This window comes from Bradyrhizobium sp. 149 (assembly GCF_023073915.1).
In the GTDB taxonomy this organism is placed as follows: Bacteria; Pseudomonadota; Alphaproteobacteria; order Rhizobiales; family Xanthobacteraceae; genus Bradyrhizobium.
The window spans coordinates 154,080-179,975 of sequence record NZ_JADPKK010000009.1 but is presented as its reverse complement, the minus strand read 5'-3'; the positions used below and the strand labels follow the sequence as shown (position 1 = coordinate 179,975).

At 62.6% G+C, this 25,896-nt stretch carries 24 protein-coding genes, 1 tRNA gene and 2 pseudogenes; 7 read left to right on the top strand and 20 right to left on the bottom strand.

All coding sequences use genetic code 11. The features are described 5' to 3' along the window. The first annotated feature begins 404 nt into the window (after positions 1-404). The 3 genes from IVA88_RS03405 (at position 405) to IVA88_RS03395 (ending at position 1,914) form a co-directional block, all read left to right on the top strand. Complete coding sequence (locus IVA88_RS03405) at positions 405-1,313, top strand: 4-hydroxy-tetrahydrodipicolinate synthase (RefSeq protein WP_247495882.1); 909 nt, start codon at positions 405-407, stop codon at positions 1,311-1,313. A gap of 176 nt (positions 1,314-1,489) precedes the next feature. After that, positions 1,490-1,636, top strand: coding sequence for a hypothetical protein (locus IVA88_RS03400; RefSeq protein WP_247495881.1), 147 nt, complete (start codon positions 1,490-1,492; stop codon positions 1,634-1,636). A gap of 131 nt (positions 1,637-1,767) precedes the next feature. After that, on the top strand, positions 1,768-1,914 hold the full coding sequence (locus tag IVA88_RS03395) for a hypothetical protein (protein WP_247495880.1): 147 nt from the start codon (positions 1,768-1,770) through the stop codon (positions 1,912-1,914). A 76-nt stretch (positions 1,915-1,990) separates the two neighbouring features. Here the strand turns inward: IVA88_RS03395 and IVA88_RS03390 are convergent, their stop codons facing one another. Both IVA88_RS03390 and IVA88_RS03385 read right to left on the bottom strand, forming a co-directional pair. Then, positions 1,991-2,668, bottom strand: coding sequence for a ParA family protein (locus IVA88_RS03390; protein WP_247495879.1), 678 nt, complete (start codon positions 2,666-2,668; stop codon positions 1,991-1,993). A 427-nt stretch (positions 2,669-3,095) separates the two neighbouring features. Further along, the gene (locus tag IVA88_RS03385) at positions 3,096-3,455 is read right to left on the bottom strand and encodes a hypothetical protein (protein ID WP_247495878.1); all 360 of its coding nucleotides are present in this window, start codon (positions 3,453-3,455) and stop codon (positions 3,096-3,098) included. Positions 3,456-3,833: 378 nt separating this feature from the next. On the opposite strand from IVA88_RS03385, the gene IVA88_RS03380 reads away from it, so the two are divergent. Then, positions 3,834-4,778 carry an AEC family transporter gene (locus tag IVA88_RS03380; protein WP_247495877.1) on the top strand — a complete coding sequence of 315 codons (945 nt, stop codon included), beginning with the start codon at positions 3,834-3,836 and terminating at the stop codon, positions 4,776-4,778. Between the two features lie 76 nt (positions 4,779-4,854). Here the strand turns inward: IVA88_RS03380 and tenA are convergent, their stop codons facing one another. The 3 genes from tenA to IVA88_RS03365 all read right to left on the bottom strand — a co-directional run bounded on the left by tenA (position 4,855) and on the right by IVA88_RS03365 (position 7,550). Further along, the gene (gene tenA / locus IVA88_RS03375) at positions 4,855-5,529 is read right to left on the bottom strand and encodes a thiaminase II (RefSeq protein ID WP_247495876.1); all 675 of its coding nucleotides are present in this window, start codon (positions 5,527-5,529) and stop codon (positions 4,855-4,857) included. 170 nt (positions 5,530-5,699) lie between these two features. Then, the gene (locus IVA88_RS03370; protein ID WP_247495875.1) at positions 5,700-6,602 is read right to left on the bottom strand and encodes a nucleotidyltransferase; all 903 of its coding nucleotides are present in this window, start codon (positions 6,600-6,602) and stop codon (positions 5,700-5,702) included. A gap of 15 nt (positions 6,603-6,617) precedes the next feature. Continuing rightward, positions 6,618-7,550: a patatin-like phospholipase family protein gene (locus tag IVA88_RS03365; RefSeq protein WP_247495874.1), complete on the bottom strand. Its 933-nt coding sequence runs from the start codon at positions 7,548-7,550 to the stop codon at positions 6,618-6,620. Between the two features lie 373 nt (positions 7,551-7,923). Here IVA88_RS03365 and IVA88_RS03360 point away from each other — a divergent pair, with 373 nt between their 5' ends. Then, positions 7,924-8,427, top strand: a complete 504-nt coding sequence (locus IVA88_RS03360) for an ImmA/IrrE family metallo-endopeptidase (protein ID WP_247495873.1) — start codon at positions 7,924-7,926, stop codon at positions 8,425-8,427. Beyond that, positions 8,411-8,785 carry a hypothetical protein gene (locus IVA88_RS03355; RefSeq protein WP_247495872.1) on the top strand — a complete coding sequence of 125 codons (375 nt, stop codon included), beginning with the start codon at positions 8,411-8,413 and terminating at the stop codon, positions 8,783-8,785. Before IVA88_RS03360 ends, IVA88_RS03355 begins: the two co-directional genes overlap by 17 nt. A 129-nt stretch (positions 8,786-8,914) precedes the next feature. Here the strand turns inward: IVA88_RS03355 and IVA88_RS03350 are convergent. Together IVA88_RS03350 and IVA88_RS03345 are read right to left on the bottom strand one after the other, a co-directional pair. Continuing rightward, positions 8,915-8,991: transfer RNA gene (locus IVA88_RS03350), tRNA-His, on the bottom strand. A 194-nt stretch (positions 8,992-9,185) separates the two neighbouring features. Then, a complete protein-coding gene (locus IVA88_RS03345) occupies positions 9,186-9,620 on the bottom strand; it encodes a phasin (protein ID WP_247495871.1) in 435 nt (144 codons plus the stop codon). A 643-nt stretch (positions 9,621-10,263) separates the two neighbouring features. Between IVA88_RS03345 and IVA88_RS03340 the strand changes: the two genes are divergently transcribed. Further along, the gene (locus IVA88_RS03340) at positions 10,264-13,791 is read left to right on the top strand and encodes a PAS domain-containing protein (RefSeq protein ID WP_247495869.1); all 3,528 of its coding nucleotides are present in this window, start codon (positions 10,264-10,266) and stop codon (positions 13,789-13,791) included. Positions 13,792-13,799: 8 nt separating this feature from the next. Here IVA88_RS03340 and IVA88_RS03335 read toward each other — a convergent pair. The 13 genes and pseudogenes from IVA88_RS03335 to IVA88_RS03275 form a co-directional block, all read right to left on the bottom strand. Beyond that, positions 13,800-14,129 (bottom strand): annotated as a pseudogene (locus IVA88_RS03335) (FAD-dependent oxidoreductase); the annotation flags it as partial. A gap of 67 nt (positions 14,130-14,196) precedes the next feature. After that, positions 14,197-14,379: pseudogene (locus tag IVA88_RS32550) on the bottom strand (hypothetical protein); the annotation flags it as partial. 362 nt (positions 14,380-14,741) lie between these two features. Beyond that, the gene (locus IVA88_RS03325; RefSeq protein ID WP_247495867.1) at positions 14,742-15,914 is read right to left on the bottom strand and encodes an acetyl-CoA C-acyltransferase; all 1,173 of its coding nucleotides are present in this window, start codon (positions 15,912-15,914) and stop codon (positions 14,742-14,744) included. 143 nt (positions 15,915-16,057) lie between these two features. After that, a complete protein-coding gene (gene serA, locus IVA88_RS03320; protein WP_247495866.1) occupies positions 16,058-17,647 on the bottom strand; it encodes a phosphoglycerate dehydrogenase in 1,590 nt (529 codons plus the stop codon). Between the two features lie 117 nt (positions 17,648-17,764). Continuing rightward, complete coding sequence (locus tag IVA88_RS03315; protein ID WP_247495865.1) at positions 17,765-18,937, bottom strand: phosphoserine transaminase; 1,173 nt, start codon at positions 18,935-18,937, stop codon at positions 17,765-17,767. Positions 18,938-19,016: 79 nt separating this feature from the next. Next, positions 19,017-19,208 (bottom strand): hypothetical protein, encoded by a 192-nt coding sequence (locus IVA88_RS03310; RefSeq protein ID WP_247495864.1) that lies wholly within the window; start codon positions 19,206-19,208, stop codon positions 19,017-19,019. Positions 19,209-19,380: 172 nt separating this feature from the next. Then, the gene (locus tag IVA88_RS03305) at positions 19,381-19,845 is read right to left on the bottom strand and encodes a GNAT family N-acetyltransferase (protein ID WP_247495863.1); all 465 of its coding nucleotides are present in this window, start codon (positions 19,843-19,845) and stop codon (positions 19,381-19,383) included. Between the two features lie 35 nt (positions 19,846-19,880). Beyond that, positions 19,881-20,471, bottom strand: coding sequence for a glutathione S-transferase family protein (locus IVA88_RS03300; protein WP_247495862.1), 591 nt, complete (start codon positions 20,469-20,471; stop codon positions 19,881-19,883). A 68-nt stretch (positions 20,472-20,539) separates the two neighbouring features. Continuing rightward, entirely contained in the window at positions 20,540-21,418 is an 879-nt protein-coding gene (locus IVA88_RS03295) for an outer membrane beta-barrel protein (RefSeq protein WP_247495861.1), read from the bottom strand. Between the two features lie 167 nt (positions 21,419-21,585). After that, the gene (locus tag IVA88_RS03290) at positions 21,586-22,425 is read right to left on the bottom strand and encodes an outer membrane beta-barrel protein (protein WP_247495860.1); all 840 of its coding nucleotides are present in this window, start codon (positions 22,423-22,425) and stop codon (positions 21,586-21,588) included. A 234-nt stretch (positions 22,426-22,659) separates the two neighbouring features. After that, positions 22,660-23,916, bottom strand: coding sequence for an MFS transporter (locus IVA88_RS03285; RefSeq protein WP_276577880.1), 1,257 nt, complete (start codon positions 23,914-23,916; stop codon positions 22,660-22,662). Positions 23,917-24,013: 97 nt separating this feature from the next. Continuing rightward, positions 24,014-25,360, bottom strand: a complete 1,347-nt coding sequence (gene glmM / locus IVA88_RS03280; RefSeq protein ID WP_247495859.1) for a phosphoglucosamine mutase — start codon at positions 25,358-25,360, stop codon at positions 24,014-24,016. Positions 25,361-25,580: 220 nt separating this feature from the next. Beyond that, the gene (locus tag IVA88_RS03275) at positions 25,581-25,748 is read right to left on the bottom strand and encodes a hypothetical protein (RefSeq protein ID WP_247495858.1); all 168 of its coding nucleotides are present in this window, start codon (positions 25,746-25,748) and stop codon (positions 25,581-25,583) included. Positions 25,749-25,896: the final 148 nt, after the last annotated feature.

Genomic DNA, 25,896 nt, shown 5'->3' with positions numbered 1-25,896 from the left:
TAATGTTCGCACGCTGAGCCTTCGCGTTGCGCATTTGTCCCCCTCCTCCAGTGGCGCGGGAGTTCAGTAATCCCTCTTGGAAGGTGATTGTGTCGGCCTCACGTGGCCAATACCTTAAGCCGGGCTCGTTCGAGCCCGGCTTTTTTTTGGCGAATCCGGCCCTCGCCCTGCACGTGTATTGACAGTTCCATGCTTACCCCGCATCATTTGCAAATGATCACGAAGTCGTGCGCAATCTCCTCGCAGGCAATCGCCTCGAAAAAAGGCCCCCATCTGGGGACCTCGGATTTTTGCGCGCGCTAACACCTTCGTCATCGCGAGCCAATCTTCGAAAACCCCGCCGCCTGGACGGGGTTTTTTCATGTGCCCTCGTCTCAGGTTTTTTCCCGAGAAGGAGATGGAACATGACCGGACTACAGGAACAATTGCACGGGCTCTGGTTGCCGCTGGTGACCCCGTTTCGCGACGGGACCCTCGACGAGAGGTCGCTGCGCCGGCTGACCCGGCATTACAGCGGACAAGCCGTCGACGGCTTCGTCCTGGGGGCGACCTCCGGTGAAGGCATGACGCTGCGCGATGCCGAGCTCGAACGTCTCGTCACCATCGTGCGCGACGAGATCGCCACCAACCACAGCAAGCTTCCGATCTGCCTCGGACTTTCAGGCGCGGACACCTCGCGGCTGAAGGCGCGTCTCGACGAGACCGCGGACTGGCCGATCGACGGCTATCTGATCGCGAGCCCGTATTATGTGCGGCCGTCGCAGCGCGGGCTGCTGGCGCATTTCGAGGCGCTCGCCGATCACGCCGCCTGGCCGCTCGCGCTCTACAACATCCCCTATCGCACCTCGGTCAACATCAACAACCAGACGCTGCTGCGGCTTGCCGAGCATCAAAACATCATCGGCCTGAAGGATTGCGGCGCCAGCCGCGAGCAATCCATCGCGCTGCTGCGCGACCGTCCGAAGGATTTCCGCGTGCTGACCGGCGAGGACGCGAATTATTTCGAGGCGCTCAGCGACGGCGCCGACGGCGGCATCCTGCTGTCGGCCCATCTCGAGACCGCGACGTTTGCGGCCGTCCATGCCGAACTGAAGCGCGGCAACCACGATGCGGCGCTGGCGCGCTGGCATGAGGTCGCGGAGCTGACGCGCCTGTTGTTCACCGAGCCCAGTCCCGCGCCGGCAAAATACTGGCTGTGGCGCATAGGCCTGATCGACAGCCCCGAAGTGCGCCTGCCGATGGTCGAAGTCGGCAGCGAACTCGCCGCCGAGCTCGACCGCGAGATCGAGCGACGGATCAAAGTCGCAGCGTAGGCGCTTCACTTCTCTCCACGCACGCCGCTCGCCCTTCTCCCTTGCGGGAGAAGGGAAGCCTGCCGTGGTTAACCGCGCCCCAACGGCCTTCGCTGCTGCCGCATGGCGCATCCACGGCTCGTTTACGCAATCGCGCCTATCGTTTTCATTCACAGTCTTGAAGAGGGGGAATGATCATGGGGCAACGTATCCGCCCGACGGCGGCAGACATGTTCGCGTCTGCCGATTTTTTGCGGGGAATTCTGGTGGTGTCGTCGTTCGGCTTCTGGGCGGTGGTACTCGGCCTGATGCCGGTCCTGGTGTTTCGGGTCTGGCTGGCCTGACCCAGCGCGCGTCCGGATGGTTAATCCGTGGATTAGACTTGTGTTCGAATCCGCGCGAGATTGCGACCCGGAATTTTAAAACATCCCGCGTATCCTTCGTGCCCATAAGCGAAGAAATCGCGGGGGCGTTTGTGAATAGTCAGAACGAAGTGGCGTCGCATTACGACGCCGGACAACAGGGCTTTACCACCGAGGACATTCTCTGGGCCGCCGGCATCTGGTCGGTGATCCTCACTCTGTCGCCGGTGATCGTGTTCTACATGCTGATGGTGGCCTAACCGCCACCGTGCTGGCCCGGAAACGCAAAACGCGCGGAGGTCCGCGCGTTTTTCGTCGGAGAATGATTTATGAAAATTACGCCGCCTGCTTGTGCATTGCGCCGGAAGCCGACACCGTGCCGCGAATAGCCTTCACCGAACGCTCGATCGCCGCCCACAGCCTGGCGATTTCCTGAGCCGCACGGCTCTCGGCCTGATATTCCCGCGCGCCCTCGCCGTGGCTCAGCGCCATCAGCAGATCCGAACGGTTGGTGATCTGGCCGCCCCACACCGGAGCACGGAATTTCGCCAGCGCCTCGCGGGCGATGGTGACGATCGGGCTTTCGGATTCGTCGCGGCGCGCCGGCGCACCGTTGAGCACGACCGCGTAGGGCTTGCGCGCCGCACGGCACATCTGGATGGTTTCCTGCACCGCGTTGACGTCGAAGACGCCGGGACGGGCGGGGATCACCACCATGGTGGCATTGCGGATGGCGTCGTCGACGACGGCCGACAGGTTCGGCGGCGTGTCGATCAACACCCATTCATAACCGTCGCGCTTGGCCGCGGAGACGATGCCGCTGACCGAGTTCACCGCGGACTTGATCGGCGGCTCGTTGGTGCCACGCAGCTTGTGCCACAGCGTGAGCGAGCCTTGCGGATCCGCGTCGACGAGCAGGATCGGCTTGGTTGCCTTGATCTGCGCGGCGAGATGCGCAGCCAGCGTACTCTTGCCCGAGCCACCTTTACGCGATGCAAAAACAATAACGTTCATACCTCTGCCTCCAGATTGACCCCAGGCAGCGAAAATGAATCAGCGCGGTGATTCGGGAAAGAAAAATTTATCGTAAGTTAAGCTGGAGCCATGAAATAACAAAGCGCGTTGGCTTTTGAGTCACACTTGCTGCGTGCGACGTGAGCTACGAACTGCAGCGCAACGCGCTTCACGCCAGCAATCGTGCGTTTTTTGAGCAGCGCTGCGGGAAAAATTGGAATGCAACCTGGCCGCGCAAACTGTTTGGCCAGTCGTTTCCAGCCCGCTTGGTCGCAATTGTCGCAAGCGTCCGCACGAGGGAGGCGAACAAAACGAGTCCGGTGGCTGGTGTGGGGCTGATGCCGAAAACGCAAATGCCCGGGCTTCAGACGCAACGCGCGCTTTGCCCGGGCATAATCAAGTTTCAGAATGGGAACGCGGGCCCGGCTCAGCCTTCGCTGGCTTTCTTCTTCTTGGCCGGCCTGGTGCTCTTCTTCGCGGTTCTCGCCGTTTTGGGCGCGATGCTGGTCGGCTTGCCGGCGCGCGGCGCGGCCGCCATGCCCGGCTCCGGTCCCGGCCGGAAGAACACCCGGCACTGCGGCGAGAGCTGCGACTTCTTCTGGATCATGCAGGCGGTGATGGCATCGACGTTCGGAACGAACTCGCCGCACAGCCGCATCGCATCGGGCGTGCAGGCCTGCTGCTCCTCCTGGGAGTAGGCAAAGCCTGCACCCGGGTGGATTAAGACGGCCAGGGCGATCCCCGAGATCGCAGCGGCCAAGGTTTTGTTAAAGCGGAACGCCGGCATCGATCCCCCCACAAGTCGAGTCGGAGCGAATAGTGGGTGAACGGGCGTTGGTTGGCAACCGAGGGGAGATGCGAATACGGCCACCTGTGCGCTCCGGGCAACAGGCCCGTCGGCCCCCTGCCCGCCAGGGCTAACCCTTGGCGCAGCGGGCGAGATCGGGGCTGGCCTTGCGGCCTCAAAACCCCGTCCGGCACAAAACCGCGAAAACAACCCCATGCACAGTAGCCAAGTCCATGTGCGGACTGGACTTTGCGGAGTGCGGATTGGGGCTTGCGGATTTTACGAAATCGATTTGACCCGTCGGGCAAAACAGTGGCATGATGCCATGATCGAGAATGCGTGGGGTGGGAGGCCATCTCCCCGTGAGGTGAGGGGCGCATGGCCACTGTGTTGATCGTCGCGCCGGTGTTTGCGCTGATCGCGGCCGGCTATGCCGCGGTGCTGTTTCGCTTCGTCTCCGAGAGCGCGCACAAGGGCATCTCCGAATTCGCCTTCAGCATCGCGATTCCCGCGCTGCTGTTCCGCACCATCGTCGTGTCGGAATTCCCGGACGTCAGTCCCTGGCGGATGTGGGGCGCCTATTACGGCGCGCTGGCGATGACCTGGATCGCGGCGCTGGCGCTCTCGGCCGCGCTGCGCGAGCGGCGCGAGGACCACGCGGACGGCGTGGTATTCGCGATCGGTTCGGTCTACGGCAACATCGTGATGCTCGGCATTCCCCTGACGCTCTCGGCGCTGGGCAACGAGGGGGCCGGGCCCATGGCGCTGATCCTGTCGGTGAACACGCCGCTGCTGTGGCTCTGCGGAATCCTTCAGATGGAGCTGGTCAGTCGCAAACGGAAGGGCTCACCCCTCGCGGTGATCCTGCCGGTGCTCGCGGATCTCGCGCGCAATCCGCTGATGCTGGGGATCGGTTTTGGCGTCGTCTGGCGCTTCTCCGGCCTCGGCCTCAATCCCGTCGTCGACAGGACCATCGAGTTGCTGGCGCAAGCGGGATCACCGGCCGCGCTGATTGCGCTCGGCATCACTCTGTTCCGGTTCGAGGTGAAGGGCGAGATGGTGAGCGTCGTGGTGATGAGCGCGCTCAAGCTGCTGGCGATGCCGGCGGCCGCGTTCGTGCTGGCAAAGCTGCTCGGCCTGCCGCCGGTCGCTGCCGGCGTGATCGTGCTGTTCGCGGCGATGCCGACCGGCGCCAACGCGTACATCTTCGCGGTTCAGTACCAGCGGCTGGTGAACCCGGTGTCGGGCGCGGTGGCGCTGGGGACGCTGCTGGCAGCGGTGACGCTGCCGGTGGTGGTGATGATCGTAACGGGGGCGAAGTAGACGAGATCTGCTTTCAGGCGAAGCCAATCGTCATTGTAAAACTTCCAGGTGATGAACCTGACGAACGCCGAAAGGGCTATTGAACCCGCTGGCCCGCGCGCCAGGCCATCTCCCAGAAGTCCGTCTCGAGTCGGGTGGCTTCCTTGAAGATCGCAATCAGCTCTGCCTCGCGGGCCGGCGTGGCGTAGAGATCGGCGAGATGCTCCATATGCGCCCGCGCTTTGCCAGCGACCTCCTGGTACGGCGCGCCGGCGTACTCGGCGATCCAGACGCGGTAGGCGTTCGTCGCAGCGTCCGCGAGGGGGAGCGAGGCGAGCCGCGTTGCGATCTCCGCGTACCCGATCACGCAGGGGGCAAGCGCCACCTTGAGAGCCAGCAGGTCGCCGCGCATTCCCGCGTCGAGCACGTAGCGTGTATAGGCCAGCATCTCGGCCGCCGGAGGGGCCTGTTCAAGGTCGGTCGGGGACAGTCCCCAATCGGCACAGAGCTTCACATGCAAGTTCATCTCGACATCGAGGATGGCCGAAAGGCCGGCCGCTGCTTCACGCATGTCGGCAAGTCTGGGCGACTTGTAGACCGCGAGCGCGTAGGCGCGAGCAAACTCGATGAGGAACAAGTAGTCTTGCACGAGGTAGTGACGAAACGCTGCTTCAGGGAGCGAGCCGTCTGCCAATCCGTTCGTGAAGGGGTGCTCGGTATAAGCCCGCCACTCAACGGATGCTTCTGTCTTGAGACGCTCGAAGAAACTCACGATCTTTTTCGCCCGGCTTGCTTGTTCATGAACGTCCTTGGCTCGCTACCGATAGCGCATTGCGAACCGAGGGGCTACGGTGACAGGGCGAAAGATTGGCTTTGAGCAGCGTTGCCGCGTTGAGAGTTTCATGCACTATCACCGCAATTGCTGGTACCATCATGAGGCAACTATTTCCACTGAAGCCAAAGCTTCTGACTTTCCGCCATGAGGTCGATGTAACCTTGGATAGGCCAAGACATATGTGTGTTGTCACGGATAAGGGGATGAATGCCGTTGGCGCACATCAAGTGGCCTGCATTTTCCTTACCTAGCCAGTCAAAACAATTATCGACCGTGTTTTGGTACGACACGCCGAACTGGTTCGTCGGCACATTAGACAGCATCCCCTCGATGAAATACGACGGCGCAATTCCATTCTTAATCTTCCCGTCGCGGATAAGTCGATTTCGGATGTTCTTGAAGATGCGCACTGTCGGCTTCAGCCACGAGTTCGTGTCTTGGTGCTTTCGGGTCATATTTTCCGAGTGTTGTTTCGGATAGTTGACGATATTTGCCCCATCCGTCGTGATGAACATGACGCCCTCGACGCATTCATTGTCCTGTTCACTATAGTAGCGGGTGTATTTTTTGTGCGGCGCCACGAGCAAGATATCGGCGTTACGACGCGTTCCATTGGCCTTCAGCCGCAACGCTTTCTTGCCAGATGTATCAAGATCGCTCTCATACTGCTTAGAAAGCCACGCGATCACATCCGTCCGGAACGACTTCAAGTCATATTCAGCGACCTTCGGATAGACACTCTTGAATGCTGCTTTCTCTGGCCCCGACAAGTTATCGACGTTGTAGTAGAACATACCCTTCGTCCGCAGCACGATATCGACATCGCTATCCGCACCATAGACATTCGTGTCGTTGCCGTATGAGCCCTGTAGAAACGAGTCAATGTTCCTCGTCGAATACGATGCGTCCTTGTGTTCGATGACACTTTTGATCGATTGGTAGGTTGTCGCGGACTGCTGAGCCGCTCCGATATGCGTCCACGTCTCAAGCTGGTTTTCTGGAATAGTCATAAGCCTTCCCTATCCCTAACTGAACAATTTTTTCAAATCCGCTTCTTGCTTGCCGAACGACTCCGCTCCGCGTTGCCGTAGGATGTTTAGTTTCTGCATATTGTGCTCGAAAAGATCGGTCGCCATCTCGGGTTGCTCGAATGTGTCATTGATGCGCACGGTCGGCGCGTTCCGGTACAAGATATGCCGGAGCTGATCCATCGACTGCGTATTGATTTCTAGCGTCTTCTGGAGCAGCTGAACGCTCAAGAGCTTCTGCGTCCATTTAGACGTACTGTACCAAGGCTGCTTCCGTGCTGGGTAGACACCGACGCCCACGCTAACGACGCGCAACTGTTCAGGCGTTAGCTTTAAGGCCATGATCGCATCTGCAATGGCATAGAGCGTCGGATTATTGGCGCAGTAGCCGCCGTCGATTAGCTCGACGAGATCCCCCTTATCGGTCTTAACCGTCTTCCTATCAAAGAACGGAAATGCCGAGCACGAGGCCTGGACGGCGTCCGAGACGCGCACGCCAAAGCCGGGTGAGAACGTCCCCATGCGTCCATGGGCCTGCTCAATACTGGTCTTGAAGATCATCGGGCGTTCGATCACCCATCGCGTAGTTACAATCCCGACACCAGTCTTCATGTCGGCGAACGACGCGTCATTGAAAACCCTGTCGCCCAACGAGGCGAGAGCCGCGGACTTCTCCGCACGCTTCTTCCTCTGCATCACTCCAGGGACATTGCCTTCGTATAGATCACTGATCTCCTTGACGCTCTTCCCAAGCGCTAGGAGGGCGGCAATGATGCCGCCCGTGCTGGTCCCAAAGATAAGGTCGAAATGCTCGTGGAGCTTGCCACCGAGCATGCCCTCCAGCTCTCGGAGAACACCCAAGGTATAGAAACCCTTCGCGCCTCCGCCATCGAGGCTAAGTATCCGCCCAACCTTCGCCTTTTGGTCCATTCGTCTGCTCCGACAGGACTCAGTCGCAGGCGGAAAGTATAGACCGTTCGTCAAATGTTCTGACACGCATAGCACGCGCAATACCTGCTCTACACAAGTTTGAAGCGGTTGCCGGGAATGGGATTTTGTTCTATTTTTGTTCTTATGAAAATCGAGGGGCTCGGTCAGTTTGAAGTGCCGAGTTATCTATGTGAGATTTGGGGGCAACTGGAAAAAAATTCTAGATGCGAGGTTACGGCTAGCCCCTTACGAGGGCTACCGAATTTTCTCTTCAAGACAAGGAACTTCAGTCTTTTCAAAGATTTACTATAGGGCCACGTATGGACTTATTAACAACGAATCACTACTTTCCCCCTGCCGGGGGAGCGGAGACATGTTAGCTACGTTGGAAAAGCCGAATTATCGTCGGGCTAAGTCGGAGGCCTCGCGACTTCTTGGTGACTTTGGGATCGATTTCCCGCCCGTAGACCCCGTTACGATTGCGCGCAACTTAGGGATGAAGGTCGTTTTCGTTGAATTTGACCGCGAGCACGACAATATTTCAGGCTTCTACGATCCCGCAGAAAATTCCATCTATGTGAATAGCGAAGAATTTGCTTTGCGCCAGACATTCACGATTGCGCATGAGTTGGGCCACAAAATTCTGCATGAAGAATGGGCCAAGTCTGCCGACTATAAAATTTTGTACCGCGATCAGCTTTTAGCGGATGACGATCCCCACGAGAAAGAAGCGAATGCGTTCGCTGCAAACCTCTTGGTGCCGAGATCGATGTTGGACTTGTATTGGGATAAGCTGTCTCTATCGGAACTATCGAAGCTCTTTGCAGTCTCTGTTCCGGTAATCAAGAACAGGCTTTCCTTTGAGTACGGCATCTAAACGCGAAGAAGCGAAGGGCTCTGTTGTCCAGAAAACGGATAGCGATCCAGAGCTTACGGATGCGCTAACCGGGGCGCATGGCTTTCAGCTTGCACTGACTAAAGAGACCAATAGACATGCCGAGACGATGCATAAGCAGAATCTCGGATTCTTTGGTCGCGCCTTAGGTGGCGAAGCCACGGCGCCTGTCGTGATTGCATGCCTCGCTACGATATTCGGTTTGCTTTGTGCAGCCGGTTGCTGGACCGTCGCTGCAAAATTTCCAGATGTTGCCGATTTTTGGGGTAAGCAGGCCGAGCGCTGCATGGGATTTTCTGCTGCTGCTCTAGCTTTCATCTTCGGGCGCGGCTCGAAATAGTTAGCGCTACTGCTAGTCTGGCTCGGTCGAGACGGGTGGCATGTTCAATCTCTGATCAAGATGACCTAACCGCAACAGAGTTGCTTGAACTCGGGTATGTTCAACAGGCTGCTACCTGATCGGGATCGTTGGTACAGTTGGGTGGGCTCGAACCACCGACCTCCTGTTCCACAGACAGGCGCTCTAACCAACTGAGCTACAACTGCATCCTTGCGAGCCGCGCCTCTGGGCGCCCTGAAAGGGCCGGTACCTGAGGGGGGCTGGACGGGGCGGAAACTAGGTGCAACGGGCGTTTTTGGCAAGGCCGCGCGACCCGCAAAATGTCTCCCGAGCAAGGTTATTTCCAAAGCAAAACCCGGGCTCTAGGCCCGGGTTTTTTAACTCAAACGAGCCAATCCGCTTAGGCGGCGGGCGTGTAGAGCTTGGCGGCGCTGGCCTTGATCGGCTCGGCGGTCGCGGCGGCGACGCGCTGGGTCAGCTCGACCAGCTCCTTGGCCTGGGACTGCAGGGTCTCGAGCTGGGTGCGGGTGTGGCCGGTCCACAGCTCCAGCGCTTCGGCCGGCGACTTGAGGCTGAACAGCTGCTGGGCGAAGTCGAGCTGGGCCGTGGTGTTGGCCTTCATGAACTCCACCAGCTTGGCGGTGTACTCGCTCGCGCCCTTGCTGGCGGTGGTGAACACGGCCTCGACGGTGCCGTTATGGGTTTCGGCGGCGTCCTTGAACTTGGCGTAGCTCTCGCGGGCCTGCGACACGCCCTTTTCGGCGAACGCACGCATCTGCTCGGGGACCTCGAACGGAATGATCGAGGCAGAAAACGGATCAGTCGTACCTGTCATGGTTATCCCTCACACTAAATGAAAAAACGGAGTGAGCCTTCAGGCCGCGCCCGCCAACCGGTGGCGGGAGCGAAGACTGGAAACACAAAACGAATGATGGCTCGCCCAGCGGCCAGACCATGCCTGCTTAAAATGTCAACATTGTGCAACGCAACGGTTCCGGAGGGTGCATTGCGAAAATAATCTCGGAGAGGATGAGGTTCCACGAGTGGGGAACCGGTGGTTGAGGTGTTTGGGTGCGCCAAGCACCACTCTTTCCGTTCCCTCCCCCTTGCGGGAGGGTCAGGGAGGGGGTGCCACGCGGGGATTCTGTCCGGCGCGCCCGCCCTCGGTGCATCGTCAACCGACACCTTTTGCTGGGCTACCCCTCTCCCTAGCCCTCCCCCACAAGGGGGAGGGAACGCACTGCGGTCGGGGCGCGAGTCGGTTGCCCGAGAGGCACGATCCGCCTCCGCGCGAATCCTGCGGATGCGGCCGGGCTGCGGCTTGCGGGGGCGGCCACATTAAGGTTATCGCGGCTTTAGGGCTTGCTCCGTAGGCTGGGGCCGTGGACCTGCCTGCGGCTGCGGGCGATACTAACTCTTTCTTAAGGCTGCCATTCCGGCAGTCCTGGTGCTGACAAACGGGACGCGAAGCCGGTCGGATGACGAGTTCGGATTTCCAGTTGCGAGGCGTGGGCGATCCCCGGCTGGCCGTGCACGCGACCTCGCCGCTGCCCGCCTGGCTCTGGTCGGTCGACGGCACGCGCGTGCTCTGGGCCAATCCGGTCGGCGCAAGACTGTTTGGCGCGGCCAACGCCACCGCGCTCGCGGACAGGACCTTCGGCCCCGCCGACAGCCACCGCCGCCAGATCGTCCGGCTCGCCGGCCGGCTGCCCGCGAAGGGCGCCATCCGGCTCGAACGGCTGCGCGGCTTCGGCGCCCGGCTCGGCACGCTGATGACCTGCGCCTGTGCCCGCCTTGACTTCGCCGATGGCAGCCAATTCTTCCAAGGATCTGCGGTGCTCGTCACCGCGATGGACCCGGGCTTACGCACCATGCCGCTGGTCGAACGACTGCTTCGTCTCGTCGACGGCGCCAAGGTGCCGATGGCGGCGTTCGCACCCGACGGCCTGTTCGTCGGCGCCAGCGAAACGGCCCGCACCCTGCTCGGCTTCCGCGATCTCACCGAGGGCGGCCTCGACCAGGCCCGCAGCGATGCACTTCGCCAGGGCCGCGCCGAGACGCCGATCGGCATCGGCCAGATGGTGCTGCAGCGGGTCGGTGCGGGGGCCGATGTCGGCCTGGTCGCGTTGATCGAGCCTGCCGTGCAGCAGGCGGCGCCTGCGACCGCGGACGTCGAACCCAAGGCCACTGAAGACATCGCGCGCCAAGACATCGCTCAGCCCGAACCTGCGCCGCCCCCTCCCGCAGCCGCCGTGACGGAGGATGCGCAAGCTGCGCGCTCGAACGAGGCGCCATCCGACATCGCGCTGTTCGACGCCTTTGCCGAGCCGGACGACGCGCCGGAAGCAACCGAGACGATCGCGCACGAACCGCCTTTGAGCGAGCCGGCGACAGAGATCGTCACGATCCAGCAAGCCGTCGAGGACGCGGTCGACGCCGCGCCCGACGACATCGCGCCCAACACTGCGGTTGAAGAGAAGGCTGCGGTTCAAAACAAGACTTCGGTTGAAGACAAAACTCCGGTTGAAAACTCGCCGGAAGCCATGGTGTCGCCGCAGGCCGCGCCGACCACACCCGGCATGGTCGAGCCGCCGTCGGGCCACGAACAGCCGCCCGCACCGCGTCAGCATCCGCTGCGCTTCCTCTGGCAGATGGATGCAGCGGGCCGTTTTGTGCTCGGCTCGGACGAGTTCATTCGCCTGATAGGTCCGCGCACGGCCGCCGGTTTCGACCGCCCATGGCGCGAAATCGCCGAGGAGTTCGCGCTCGACCCTGAAAGCCGCGTGGCGCAGGCGCTTGCCAGCAAGGACACCTGGGCCGGGATCACCGTGAACTGGCCGGCCGATGGCGGCGAGCATCTGCCCGTCGAGCTTGCGGGGCTTCCCGTTTATGACGGCGAACGCAATTTCGCGGGCTTCAAAGGCTTTGGCGTCTGCCGCGATCTCGACGGTCTCAACCGGCTCGAGGCGCTCAGGCGTTTTGAGCTTCTGGCCGAACCGGCGGCGCCGCAAAGCCTGTCCGCCGATGTGGTCGAGCCGGAGCCCGAGCCCGCAGCCAAGTCTGAAATCAAGTCTGAAATCGAGCCTGAACCGGAGGCGCCGCCTCCGCAGATCGAGCCGCCCGAACCTGAGCCCGAGCCTGAAGCTGAACTGCCCGAACCAATCACCGAAGCGAATTCACATCCAACAGATCCGGAAACACCCGTGGAAACGCCTCCCAATGTCCTGCCGTTCCGGGCGCCCGGCGACACCAGATCGCCGACGCTGACGCCGGTCGAGAACAGCGCGTTCAACGAGCTGGCCCGGCAATTGTCCGAGCGCCTCGAACGCGACCGCGAGACGATCGCGGCATCGTCCGAGCCGGACACCGAGATCACGCCCGAACCACCGGAGCCGCAGACGCCGCACGCGCCGGCCGAATGGCTGAGCGAACCGGCACCGCCCGCGCGCGGACACAGCACGCGCGACCGCGCGCTGCTCGACCTGCTGCCGACGGGCATCCTGATCTATCGGCTCGACCGCCTGCTCTACGCCAACCCCGCCTTTCTCGCGCGCATGGGCTATGCGAGCATCAGTGCATTGGAGCACGCGGGCGGGCTCGACGCGCTCTATGTCGAGCCGGGCGTGCCCGCGACCAGCAGCACGTCGCAAGCCGGCACGCCGGTAACGATCAGCGCGACGCTCGCCACTGGCCAGGAGCCGCTGCCGACGACTGAAGCACATCTGCATACGATCGATTGGGATGGCGAGAGCGCGCATGCGCTGATCTGCGCGCTGCCGCAGGCAGCACCCGCTGCGGCTGCGCCCGTCATCGCGGAGACCGTCCCCGCCGAGCACATTGTCCCGGAGGCCATTGTTCCGGAGATCTTGCCCACCGCGCCCGAGCCCGAGGTCGGCGAGGCGGACGCCGAAGATCTCGCCGCGATCCTCGACACCACGGCCGAGGGCATCGTCATGTTCGATGCCGAAGGCAACATCCACGCCTGCAACCGCAGCGCCGAAGCGCTGTTCGGCTATGACGGCGAGACGCTGATGCAGCAAAACCTGGTGACGCTGTTTGCGCCGGAGAGCCAGCATGTCGTCATCGACTATCTGGAAAACCTCAAGAGCCAGGATATCGCCAGCCTGCTCGACCACGGCCGCGAGGTGCTGGGGCGCGAGAAGAAGGGCGGCGTCATTCCGCTCGCGATGATCATGGGCCGCACCAGGCCCGACGGCCCGAATTTTTTCGCCGTGTTCCGCGATCTCTCGCAGAGCAAGCAGGGCGAGAGCGAGCTGACGCAGGCCCGCCGCCTCGTCGACGGCGCGGCCAATGCCAAGGCCGACATGCTGGCGCGGATCAGCCACGAGATCCGCACCCCGCTCAACGCCATCATCGGCTTCTCCGAGGTGATGATTTCGGAGCGCTTCGGCACGCTCGGCAACGAGCGCTACGGCGAGTACATGAAGGACATCCGCGCCTCGGGCGAGCGCGTCATCGCCATCATCGACGATCTGCTCGAGCTGTCGCGGATCGAGACCGGCAAGCTCGATCTCAACTTCGCCAACCTCAACCTCAACGACCTCGTCGAGGCCTGCGTGGTCGTGATGCAGCCGCAGGCCAATCGCGAGCGCATCATCATCCGCACCTCGCTCGGCCATGCGCTGCCGCAGGTGAACGTGGATGCGCGCGCGATGCGGCAGATCACCATGAACCTGATCTCCAACTCGATCCGGCTTGCCAGCGCCGGCGGCCAGGTCATCGTCTCGACCGCGCTCACCGACCGCGGCGAAGTCGCGCTGCGCATCCGCGACACCGGCCATGGCCTCACCGAGCGCGAAGTCGCCGCCGCGATGGAGCCGTTCCGCACCCCGCCGCCCGGCGATGCCGAGGACAGTTCGGCGCTGAGCCTGTCGCTGACCAAGGCCCTGGTCGAAGCCAACCGCGCCCGGTTCAACATCAAGAGCGCAGGCCATTCCGGCACGCTGATCGAAGTGGTGTTCGCACCGGCGCTGGCGAAGGCGTAGGCGGCGGGCTCGCCGAGCCGGCGCGAGGCGGCCTGAGCTGCTTCGTCGTCTGTGGTTGCGTCGTTACTGGTCCAGGCGACGAAGCCATCGGGGCGCACCAGCAAGGCGCTCAGGCCCAGCCGATCCTTGGCGACATAATTGATCCGATCTCTCCAGCGGCTGGCAAGCAGTTCAGGCGGTGCGCGGGCATCGGAGTCCAGCGATATGCCTCTCGCTGTTCTGAGGCGTTCTCCGACCGTCGTTCCGTCCAGCAATTCGAAATCGGGAACACTGCGGCCGACAAGCGGACGGCCGCCGAAATCATACCGCAGCGAAACGCCGCGCACGCGCTCGCGAAATAGGTCGCTCCTACGATGCCGCTCGCGCGGGCGATAGTCGGCGTGCAGAGGACCGTTGCGGACTCCGCTACCGCTTGGCTGGCGGGCCGCTCTTATTGCCGGGCAGACCCTTGATGTTCGAGGGATCCTGCTCCTGCACCGACATGTTCTGCGAACTCGAGCCGACAGTTCCGGTGTGCGCGGGCGGACCGTTCTTGTTGCCCGGCGCTCCCGCGATACCGGCCCCTGAATTCTGCGCGCTGGGCGACGTGGCAGCGCCACTGGCGTTGTTGGTGCGATCTCCGGGCATGTTCGCGGCCGAGCCGGGCTTGTCCTGCTCGCCGACAAAGCCCGAAGCGCCCGAATTCTGTGTCTTGATGCCCTTGTCGGCCTCACTCTGCACGTTCTGGTTCGGCGCCGCCTGCTGCGCTATCGCCGGTCCCGCGACGAGCGGGACTGCTGTAAGGATGGCTGCCATTGTTATCCGCATGAGCGTTCTCCTCCGTCCGCCCCGTCGCGCTCAACGCTTTGCGAGGCAAAGATTTCCGCAGCAGCGCGAATAAGCTGGAGGCGCTGAACAAAGCAAAAAGGCACGGCTCGCGCCGTGCCTCTCCGCGTCCGTGCAGCTTCGCCTCAGCTGTAGATTTCGAACAAACCGGCGCCGCCCTGACCGCCGCCGATGCACATCGTCACGACGCCCCACTTGGCCTTGCGGCGCGCGCCTTCCTGGAGGAGGTGGCCGGTAAGACGCGCGCCGGTCATGCCGAAGGGATGGCCGATCGCGATCGAGCCGCCATTGACGTTGTACTTGGCGGGATCGATGCCGAGCTTGTCGCGCGAATAGAGGCATTGGCTGGCGAAGGCCTCGTTGAGTTCCCAGAGATCGATGTCGTCGATCTTCAGTCCGGTGCGCTTGAGCAGCTTCGGGATCGCGAACACAGGACCGATGCCCATCTCGTCGGGTTCGCAGCCGGCGGTCGCCCAGGCGACGAAGCGGCCGAGCGGCTTCAGGCCGCGCTTCTCGGCGTCCTGGGCTTCCATCAGCACGACGGCGGCGGCGCCGTCGGAGAGCTGGCTGGCATTGCCGGCGGTGACGAACTTGCCGGGACCCTTCACCGGCTCGAGCTTGGCAAGGCCCTCCAGCGTGGTCTCGGGGCGATTGCATTCGTCGCGATCGACGACGTAGTCGACGATCGATTCCGCTTTGGTCTGCTTGTCGACGACCTTCATCCTGGTCTTCATCGGGACAATCTCGTCCTTGTACTTGCCCGCCTGCTGCGACGCCGCCATCCGACGCTGCGATTCCAGCGAGAACTCGTCCTGGTATTCGCGGCTGAGCTTGTAGCGCTCGGCGACGATGTCGGCGGTGTCGATCATCGCCATGAAGATATCGGGGGCAACCTTGAGCAATTCCGGATCGATCGTCTCCTTCGGCGTCCCGCCGCCCGGCATGGAAATGCTTTCGACGCCGCCGGCGACGATGCACTCGGCACCGTCGGAGCGGATCGAGTTGGCGGCCATCGCGATGGTCTGCAGGCCCGAGGAGCAGAAGCGGTTGACCGACACGCCGGCGGTGGTCGTCGGCAGGCCCGCGAGCAGCGCGGCCTGGCGGCCGATGTTCGGCGCGCCATGGGCGCAATTGCCGAGATAGCAGTCCTCGACATAATCCTTCTCGACGCCGGCACGATCGACCGCGTGCTTGATCGCGTGCGCGGCCAGCGACATCGGCGGCGTGATGTTGAACCCGCCGCGGCCGGATTTTGCGAGGCCCGTGCGCGCATAGGAAACGATGACGGCTTCACGCATTGTTTTCTCCCTTTTCGAACGATGTTGAACGGAGCGTCCTGGCCGCCATTGGTACACAATGTCCAGCGCTCGCGGGAGAAATAAAAACGCCGCCTCCAGTGACGGAGGCGGCGTTGTTCCGCGGGTCGGAATATGTCGGCGTATCAGAACGTCAGCGCCTTGACCTGCTTGACCTGCGGCAGGGCCTGCACCTTGGCGAGCAGGTCGGCCGGCACCGCGCCGTCGACCTCGATCAGCGCGATGGCATCGCTGCCGGGCGCGACGCGGCCGAGATGGAAGGTCGCGATGTTGATCTTGGCATCGCCGAGCAGGCTCGCGAACTTGCCGATGAAACCCGGCTTATCCTCGTTGGTCACGTAGATCATCGACTTGCCGAACTCGGCGTCGACGCGAATGCCCTTGATGTCGACGAGGCGCGGCTTGCCGTCGGCATAGACGGTTCCCGAGACCGACCGCTCCTGCCGCTCGGTGGTGACGGTGACGGTGATCAGGCTTTCATAATCGCTCTGGGCGGCGCGGACGATTTCGTCCACCACCATGCCGCGCTCCTTGGCGACGACGGGCGCCGACACGACGTTGACCTCGCCCAGCATCGGCCGCAACAGGCCGGACAGCACGGCGGAGGTGATCGCCTTGATCTTCATCTCGGCGACGTGCCCCTCATAGGTGATCTCGACCTTGAGGATGCCGCTTTCGGTGAGCTGGCCGGCGAACGAGCCGAGCTTCTCGGCGAGCGTGATGAACGGCTTCAGCTTCGGCGCCTCTTCCGCCGTGATCGAGGGGAAGTTGACGGCGTTCGAGATCGCCCCGGTGAGCAGGTAGTCCGACATCTGCTCGGCGACCTGAAGCGCGACGTTCTCCTGGGCTTCAGTGGTGGACGCGCCGAGATGCGGCGTGCAGATCACGTTGGGATGACCGAACAGTACGTTGGCAGTGGCGGGCTCCTCGACAAAGACGTCGAAGGCGGCGCCCGCGATGTGCTTGGAATTCAAGGCGTCGACCACGGCCTGCTCGTCGACGAGGCCGCCGCGCGCGCAGTTGATCAGGCGCACGCCCTTCTTCATCTTGGCGATCGCGGCCGCGTCGATGATGTTTTTGGTCTTCTCGGTCAGCGGGGTGTGCAGGGTGATGAAGTCGGCGCGCTTCAAGAGGTCATCGAGTTCGACCTTCTCGACGCCGATGTCCCTGGCGCGCTCCGGCGACAGGAACGGATCGAACGCGATCACCTTCATGCGCAGGCCGAGCGCGCGGTCGGCGACGATCGAGCCGATGTTGCCGCAGCCGACCACGCCGAGCACCTTGCCGGTGATCTCGACGCCCATGAAGCGGTTCTTCTCCCATTTGCCGGCCTGGGTCGAAGCGTCCGCCTGCGGAATCTCGCGCGCCAGCGCCAGCATCAGGGTGATGGCGTGCTCGGCGGTCGTGATCGAATTGCCGAACGGCGTGTTCATCACGATGATGCCCTTGGCCGTGGCGGCGGGAATCTCGACGTTGTCGACGCCGATGCCGGCGCGGCCGATCACCTTGAGGTTGGTCGCCTTCTCGAGGATCTTCGCGGTCGCCTTGGTCGCCGAACGGATCGCAAGGCCGTCGTAATTGCCGATGATCTCGGCGAGCTTGTCCTTGTCCTTGCCGAGGTTGGGCTGGAAGTCGACCTCGACGCCGCGATCCCTGAAGATCTGGACGGCGGCCGGAGAGAGCGCGTCGGAAATGAGAACTTTGGGCTTGGTCATGGGGATGATCCTCTACCTTCCCTGAAACAAGGGCGGCCTTCGACCTGAATAGATTGGTTTCTGGGAGCGGTTTCTTCTCCCCTCCCCGTACGGACGGGGAAGGGAAAGAAAGAAAACTTACGCCGCCTTGGCGAGCGTAGCCTTGGTTTCGGCGAAGGCCCAGTCGATCCACTGGGTCAGGAGTTCGACGTCCTTCGCCTCGACGGTGGCGCCGCACCAGATGCGCAGGCCGGCGGGCGCATCGCGGTAATAGGCGAAGTCGTAGCCCGCACCTTCCTTCTCGACCAGCGCGACCAGCTTCTTGCTGAACTCGGCCTGCGCGTCCTCGGAGAGCGAGGTGATCGCGGGATCGGTGAACTTCAGGCACACCGAAGTGTTGGAGCGGATCGCGGCGTCCTTGGCGAGGAAGTCGATCCAGGGCGTCTTCGCCTTCCAGTCGGCGAGCACCTTGGTATTGGCGTCGGCGCGCCCGATCAGCGCCTTCAGGCCGCCGATCGACTTGGCCCAGTTCAGCGCGTCGAGATAATCTTCGACGCAGAGCATCGACGGCGTGTTGATGGTCTCGCCGACGAAGATGCCTTCGTTGATCTTGCCGCCCTTGGTCATGCGGAAAATCTTCGGCAGCGGCCAGGCCGGCTTGTAGGTTTCGAGCCGCTCCACCGCGCGGGGCGACAGGATCAGCATGCCGTGCGCGGCTTCGCCGCCGAGCGCCTTCTGCCAGGAGAAGGTGACGACGTCGAGCTTGGTCCAGTCGAGGGCTTGCGCGAACGCGGCCGAGGTGGCGTCGCAGATGGTCAGACCTTCGCGGGTCGCGCTGATCCAGTCGGCGTTCGGCACGCGCACGCCCGAGGTGGTGCCGTTCCAGGTGAAGACGACGTCGGACTTCGGATCGACCTTGGAGAGGTCGGGGAGTTCACCGTAGGCAGCGTTGAGCTTGGTGACGTCCTTGAGCTTCAATTCCTTGACGATGTCGCCGACCCAGCCCTCGCCGAAGGATTCCCAGGCGAGCGTGGTGACGGGCCGCGCACCCAGCATCGACCACAGCGCCATCTCGACCGCGCCGGTATCGGAGGCCGGCACGATGCCGATGCGATAATCGGCGGGCACTTCAAGCACTTCACGCGTCAAATCGATCGCGAGCTTGAGCTTGGTCTTGCCGACCTTCGCACGATGCGAACGGCCGAGGGCTGCGTCCTTGAGATTTTGGGCATTCCATCCGGGGCGCTTGGCGCAGGGGCCGGAGGAAAAATGCGGCACGTTCGGCCGCGAAGCGGGCTTCGCTACAGTCATAGTCTACCCTTCCAGATAGTAAGCCTCCCGTTGGGGGGAGGTGTCCCGCCGCGGCTGATACGGGAATCGGGAAGACCAGTCAAGGAAGTTCCGGGGCCTCGCGCGCGAGTGATGGGGCCTCCGGCGCGATTTTGGGGGATTCGACCATGGCAAGCGCGTTCAGCAAGCCCGTGGCATCGCTGATCAATTGCGCGGCACGGCGGCGGCTGCCGACTTTCAAAATGCATTTGTCGTTGGCCTGCACAACGTAGTCGTTGCCGACCTTGATCATCGAATAGCTTGTCATCGAAATCCCCGAACCGACCGAGCTCGGTGTCTGACGCTGCGTAGCACCATTAGTTCCAGCATCAAGGTGAACGACGGCTGGGTAGTTTACCAGCCATTAATATGAACGAACGCGCGATCCGATTTCGCTGATCGCGCAACACTCGCGGCGTGCTGCCTCAAAAGCGGACAGTCATGCCGACATGACTCGATGCAAATCCGAGTCGCTTGTAGAAGCGCTGCGCATCGACTCGCGACTGATGCGTCAGCAGTTCGACCAGATTGCAGCCGCGCGCTTTCGCTTCCGTCACCGCCCATTGCACCAATTGCTCGCCGATGCCGCGGCTGCGGCAATCGGAAGCAACGCGCACGTCTTCGAGCAGACCGCGCAGGCCGCCCTGCGAGCTGAGACCAGGCAGGATCGCCAATTGCAGGCAGCCGACCACCCTGCCCTCGCTCTCGGCAACCACGAGCCGGAGATTTTGATCGCGCTCGACCCGCGAGAATGCCTCGTAATAGGACGCAGGCAACGGATCTTCCACGCGCTCGCGGGCGCTCCCGAGGCGATCGTCGGCGAGCATCGCCACGATCGCAACAACATCCTCGCGGCGCGCGGGACGAATGGAGACGGATTCGTCGTTCATTGCGATACTCCTGCCTCAGCGCGACTCAACGCGGCTTAACCCACCTTGGGAAGCCCGAGAAAGGTCTCGGCTTCGGCGATCCAGCGGCGGACGGCGGCAAAACGGTCGAGATCGAAGCCGCCTTCATGCGCAACGCGGGTATAGGCGAGCAGCGAGACGTCGGCGAGCGAAACCGCGTCGCCGGCGAGGAAACGGCTGCCGGCGAGATGCAGCTCCATGCGGTCGAGCGCCGCATAGCCGCGCTTGACCTTTTCAGGATCGAGTTCGGAGGCGTCCTTGCCGAGATAGACCAGCTGGAAGCGGCACACCGCGATATAGGGCTCGTGGCTGTATTGTTCCCAGAACAGCCACTCGTCCATCTTGGCGGCAGTGAAGGCATCGCGCGGAATGAGCGCACTGTCGCGAGCGAGATAGCGGATGATGGCATTGGACTGCGCCAGCGCGCGACCGTCGTCGAAGGCGACGGTGGGCACCTGGCCGGCACCGTTCATCTCGAGGAATTGCGGCGTGCGAGTCTCGCCCTTGCGGGTGTCGATCTCGATCCACTGGTAGGGCACCGCGAGCTTGTCGCAGACCCACTTCACCTTCAGACAATTGCCGGAATTGGTGTCGCCGTAGATCCGCATCGCCGCCGTCCTCCTTCGAGCGACAGAGCATCAGCAGGAAACAAGGCTGTCAACAGGAAGCGGACGGCTCAGAACTGATAGCCCGCGCCGACGCGGAAGTTGTTCAGGCCGACCGTAATGTCCTTCACGTCCGAGAAGCCGACATGCTCCCATTCGCCGCGGAGCAGGATGTTGCCGCAGATCGCGTACTCGACACCGATACCGGCCGTCCAGCCGTACATGAAGCTGTTGGTGCGCAGCTCGGTCTTGCTAAACGTGCCCGTGTCGATCGTGTCCTGGTGATGGATCGTCGTCGTAACACCGCCGAAGACGACCGACTGATCGTAGTCGTCGTGCTTGATGTAGGACACGGTCGCGAATCGCGAGACTTCAGCGCGTCCGATTGCCAGACCGGCAAAGGCATAGGGCATGAAGTCGCCGCCGTCCCAGCCGACCCGGCCGCGGAAGGTGGCGTAATCCTTCAGTTTCAGCGCAGCACCACCGCCGAGCGTCGTGACGTAGGAATAGGTATGGCCAGTGGGCGCGGTCTCGCCGTCGAGAATGCGCGTCATGGAGTCGCTCGCCGAGCTCGACAGATTGTTCATGTAGCTGTAATTGGCCTCGAGGCCGAACACCGCGTCGTAGAGCTGCCAATTGCGGCCGACATAGGCGCCAAAGCCGGTCGACTGCACGTGGTTGCTCGGCAGCAGCGCCCAGCCGCCGACCGGCGCCTCGAGGATGCTGTTGCGAAGCATGAAGTCGGTCATCGTCTTCGGGGCGTGACTGAAATCGACATCGGTCGTGGCAAAGCCGAACTGGCCGCCAACATAGAAACCGTCCCAATTGTGGGACGTCTTCGACAGCCCGTCCGTGAAGCTGCCGCGCAGGATGGGCAGATCGGAGAGATCGGCCGCGTGCGCGGCAGACACCGTCCCCAACATCACCGCCGCCAACAAAAGCCTACGCATCGAACGCTCCATCGAACTCGAACTTTCGCTCGTGATCATGGCTCGTTAACCTTAACCAATGGTTGCGTCGGGGACTTTCGTCGCCGCTCGCCATGAAAAATACGCAAAGCAAAACGGCGCGGGATGATCCCGCGCCGTTAAGAAGTCCTAACCGGTCAGGCTGACGATCAGCCCTTGGTGACGAGCGGCGGCATGTAGGCCGGCGGGCTGTTGAGATCCCAGCGCACGCCGAGCTTGACGTCATGCGAGGTGAGCTCCTTGATCTTGATCGTGGACGGACCGGAAGCGCTGTTGTCGAACAAGCGGTAGTTGCCGGGCGCCGCGTCGCCGAGGTTCATGTAGCTGTAGGCCAGTTCGACGGTGAACCCGGGATTGACCTTGTAGGCGAGACCGGCGTGGGCGGCCCAGGCGAGGTTCCACTTTCCGTTGTCGGCGAAGTAGGCGACGCTGTTGGCCAGGGGCGGAGTACCCCCTACGGTGTATGACACGCCGTCGTCACGGAAGCCGCTGATCTTGTTGTAGGAGCCGCCGACACCGGCACCGATGAACGGCGTGATGCACCACCAGGTGCCAAGATCGACATAGGCATTCGCCATGACGACCCACTCGGACTTGCTGCCGCTGTAATTGTTGGAGCCGACGAAGCCGGGCCCGATGACGTTGTCCGCGCCGTGCAGGTTAGCCTTGCCGCGGTACTGGCCGATCACGTCCGTGCGGAACCAGTTGTTGAAGCGGTAGCCGACACCGAGATCGAACAGCGGCGAAGAATCGAAGCCGAGTCCCTCTGTCGACTTTTGATACCCAACCGGCAAAGCGCTGTCGATGCGCTTGGCGCTCTGGTTGGTCATGCCAACGTCGCCGCGCAGATACCAGCCACCGAAGTCGGAAGGCGGCGGGGGCGGCGCGTACATCGGAGGGGGCGCCGCGATCGGCATATCGGCGGCGAACGCCATCGACGAGATCAGGGTTGCCGCACCCGCGGCAAGGAGAGACTTAACGCTACGCATTGGCTTCGTCCTTTTGGCCGGTGAGGCAATACGGCGCCTCACGTTCTGGAAACTCACGGCCCGGACGATGGCAGCAAATGTTTAAGCGCCACTTAACCCTAATTTTTAAGGTTGATTTTTTCTCAACCCACACGCGCGCGCGGCGCGAGCGTTGCAGAAATGCAGCGCAAATGCGACGGCTTCGCCGCATTTCCTAACGATGTATGAAGCCGCGTTGCAGCAAGAAGGGATATGTTAACGCGCGTGCCGCGGCAGCTTGGGCAGGAACACTGCAAGCAGGCCGATTGCCGGCAGATAGGCGCAGACCTGGTAGACGAACTCGATCGAGGTGTGGTCGGCGAGCTTGCCGAGCACGGCGGCGCCAAGGCCGCCGATGCCGAAGGCGACACCGAAGAACACGCCGGAGATCATGCCGAAGCGATGCGGTACCAGCTCCTGTGCGAACACGATGATCGACGACGTCGTCGAGGAGATGATCAGACCGATGATCACCGACAGCACCGCGCTGGCATAGAGCCCGGCATAGGGCAGCGCCAGCGTGAACGGCAGCGCGCCCAGGATCGAAATCCAGATCACGATCTTGCGGCCGAAGCGATCGCCCAGGGGACCGCCGAGAAAAGCGCCCACCGCGTTCGCCGCGAGGAAAATGAAGAGATACATTTGCGCGGCCTGCGTCGACACGCCAAAGCGGTCGATCAGATAGAAGATGTAGTAGCTCGACAGGCTTGAGACGTAGAGCTGTTTCGAGAACAGCAGCGCAACCAGCACGAGGAGTGCAACGACGACGCGGCGCGTACCCGGCGCGTCGGGATGGGCGTGAGCCACCGCGGTCGTCTTGGCCTTGATCTGCGGTTCATACCAGCGGCCGATGCGCCAGAGGATGAGGATCGCGAGGAAGGCGATCGAGGAGAACCAGGCGATGCTGCCCTGCCCGAACGGCACGACGATGAGCGCGGCGAGCACCGGTCCCATCGAGGTGCCGAAACTGCCGCCGAGCTGGAACACCGATTGCGCAAAACCGTAGCGGCCGCCCGACGCCAGCCGCGCGATACGCGCAGATTCGGGATGAAACACCGCCGAGCCGAGGCCGACCAGCGCGGCGGCGACCAGGATGACGAGGTATTGCTGGGCGGCGCTGAGCAGCAACAGACCAAAGAAGGTCGAGGCCATGCCGATCGACAGCGAATAGGGCTGCGCCTTCTTGTCGGTGTAATGGCCGACCACAGGTTGGAGCAGTGAGGCCGTGAACTGGAAGGCCAGCGTGATCATGCCGATCTGCGCGAAGTCGAGCGCGTAGGTGTCCTTCAGGATCGGATACACCGAGGCGATCAGCGACTGCATGGTGTCGTTGAGGAAGTGCGAGAAGCTGATGCCGGCAAGCACGACATAGGCCGGCCCTGCGGCCGCGGTTGACTTGGCGGCGGGCGTCACGTCGCTGACGACGACGGGCTCAGTCAGCTCTTCCTCGGACACGACGACAGGCTTGTTCAATGGTACATCCCGGCAGGCGCGGCAGATTGCCGCGACCCGCTAGTTACGATGCGCGCGGCGGCCGATCCACCGCCAATCGCCCATGGCTGGGATGCGGCTAGGCCGCCGCTGCCTGCCCGAGCGCCGAGACGATGGTGTCGACGACGTCCTCGACGAGGCTGCGGTCCTCGCCTTCGCCCATGACGCGGATCACCGGCTCGGTGCCGGAGGAGCGGATCAGCAGCCGGCCGTGGCCGTTGAGCCGCTGCTCGCCGTCGGAGATCGCCGATTTGACGTCGGAATTGTCGAGCGGCTTGCCGCCCTTGTGGCGGACGTTCTTCAGGATCTGCGGCAGCGGATCGAAGCGGTGGCAGACTTCCGACACCGGGCGGCGCAGCTTCTGCACCACGGCAAGCACCTGCAATGCGGCAACGAAACCGTCGCCGGTGGTGGCGTAGTCGGACAGGATGATGTGGCCGGACTGCTCCCCACCGAGATTGTAGCCGCCGTTCAGCATCTGCTCGAGTACGTAGCGATCGCCGACCGGCGTGCGCACGAGCTCGATCCCCTGCCCATTGAGGAATCGCTCGAGGCCGAGATTCGACATCACGGTGGCGACGATGCCCGGTCGCGACAGCCGGCCGTCTTCCTTCCAGCTCTGCGCGATCACCGCGAGCAGCTGGTCGCCGTCGACGATGTGGCCGCGCTCGTCCACCAGAATGACGCGATCGGCGTCACCGTCGAGCGCGATGCCGATGTCGGCGCGCATCTCGCGCACCTTCTTCGACAGCGCTTCCGGCGAGGTGGAGCCGCATTCCTTGTTGATGTTGAAGCCGTCGGGGTCGACGCCGATCGGAATCACGTCGGCACCCAGCTCCCAGAGCGCTTCCGGCACCACCTTGTAGGCGGCGCCATTGGCGCAATCGACCACGACGCGCAGGCCGTCGAGCGACAGATCGCGCGGAAGCGTGCGCTTGGCGAATTCGATGTAACGGTCATGCACGCCGTCGATGCGGCGGGCGCGGCCGAGACTGGCGCTCTGGGCGAGACGCTTGTCGATGGGCTCGTCGAGCAGCTGCTCGATCTGCTTCTCGACGTCGTCGGAGAGCTTGAAGCCCTGCGGGCCGAACAGCTTGATGCCGTTGTCCTCGAACAGATTGTGCGAGGCGGAGATCATCACGCCGAGGTCGGCGCGCATCGACTTGGTCAGCATCGCAACCGCCGGCGTCGGCATCGGACCGACCAGCAGCACATCCATGCCGACCGAGGTGAAGCCCGCGACCATTGCGTATTCGATCATGTAGCCGGACAGCCGGGTGTCCTTGCCGATTACGACCCTATGGCGGTGGTCACCGCGCTGAAACGCAAGGCCTGCGGCCTGGCCGACCTTGAGCGCGAGCTCCGGCGTGATCAGTCCGTTGGCGCGGCCCCGGATCCCGTCCGTCCCGAAATATTTGCGGCTCATATCGTCCCCCACGCAACAACCAGGAATGCCAAATACAACCTCCGGGTGCCCGAGCGGGCCCCGCATCCCTGATTTGCTGAGGTCTTATAAAGCCATCGCGGCTAACTTGGCTTCAAAAAATATGATGAATCATTACGGAACCAGGCGCGCCCGCGCGCTGATAACGTCTTGTTAACATTATATTTCCGGCAAAAACGCCGGGAACGGGACGGAACCAGCCCTAGTCCGAGCGCTTCACATGGCCGTCCGCGCGGCTCGGCGCCGGCTGGGTGACATTGACGGGATCGGAGCCGGGAAAGGTCTCTTCCAGACCTTCTTCCAGCGCTTCTTCGAGAGCATGCTTCTCCTTGATCTCTTCCGGCGTCGGTCCGGTGTGCGGTCTCGTCATGGCGCCTTCCTCTCCACAAAGGATGCAAACGATTTGGCTGTGCATCCAACCATGCTAGATGACCCCTCGATCTTCCGATGCAAGACTCTTCCGATGCAAGACTCCTCCGATACAAGACACTTCCGATACTAGACGGGCCGGGAAACGT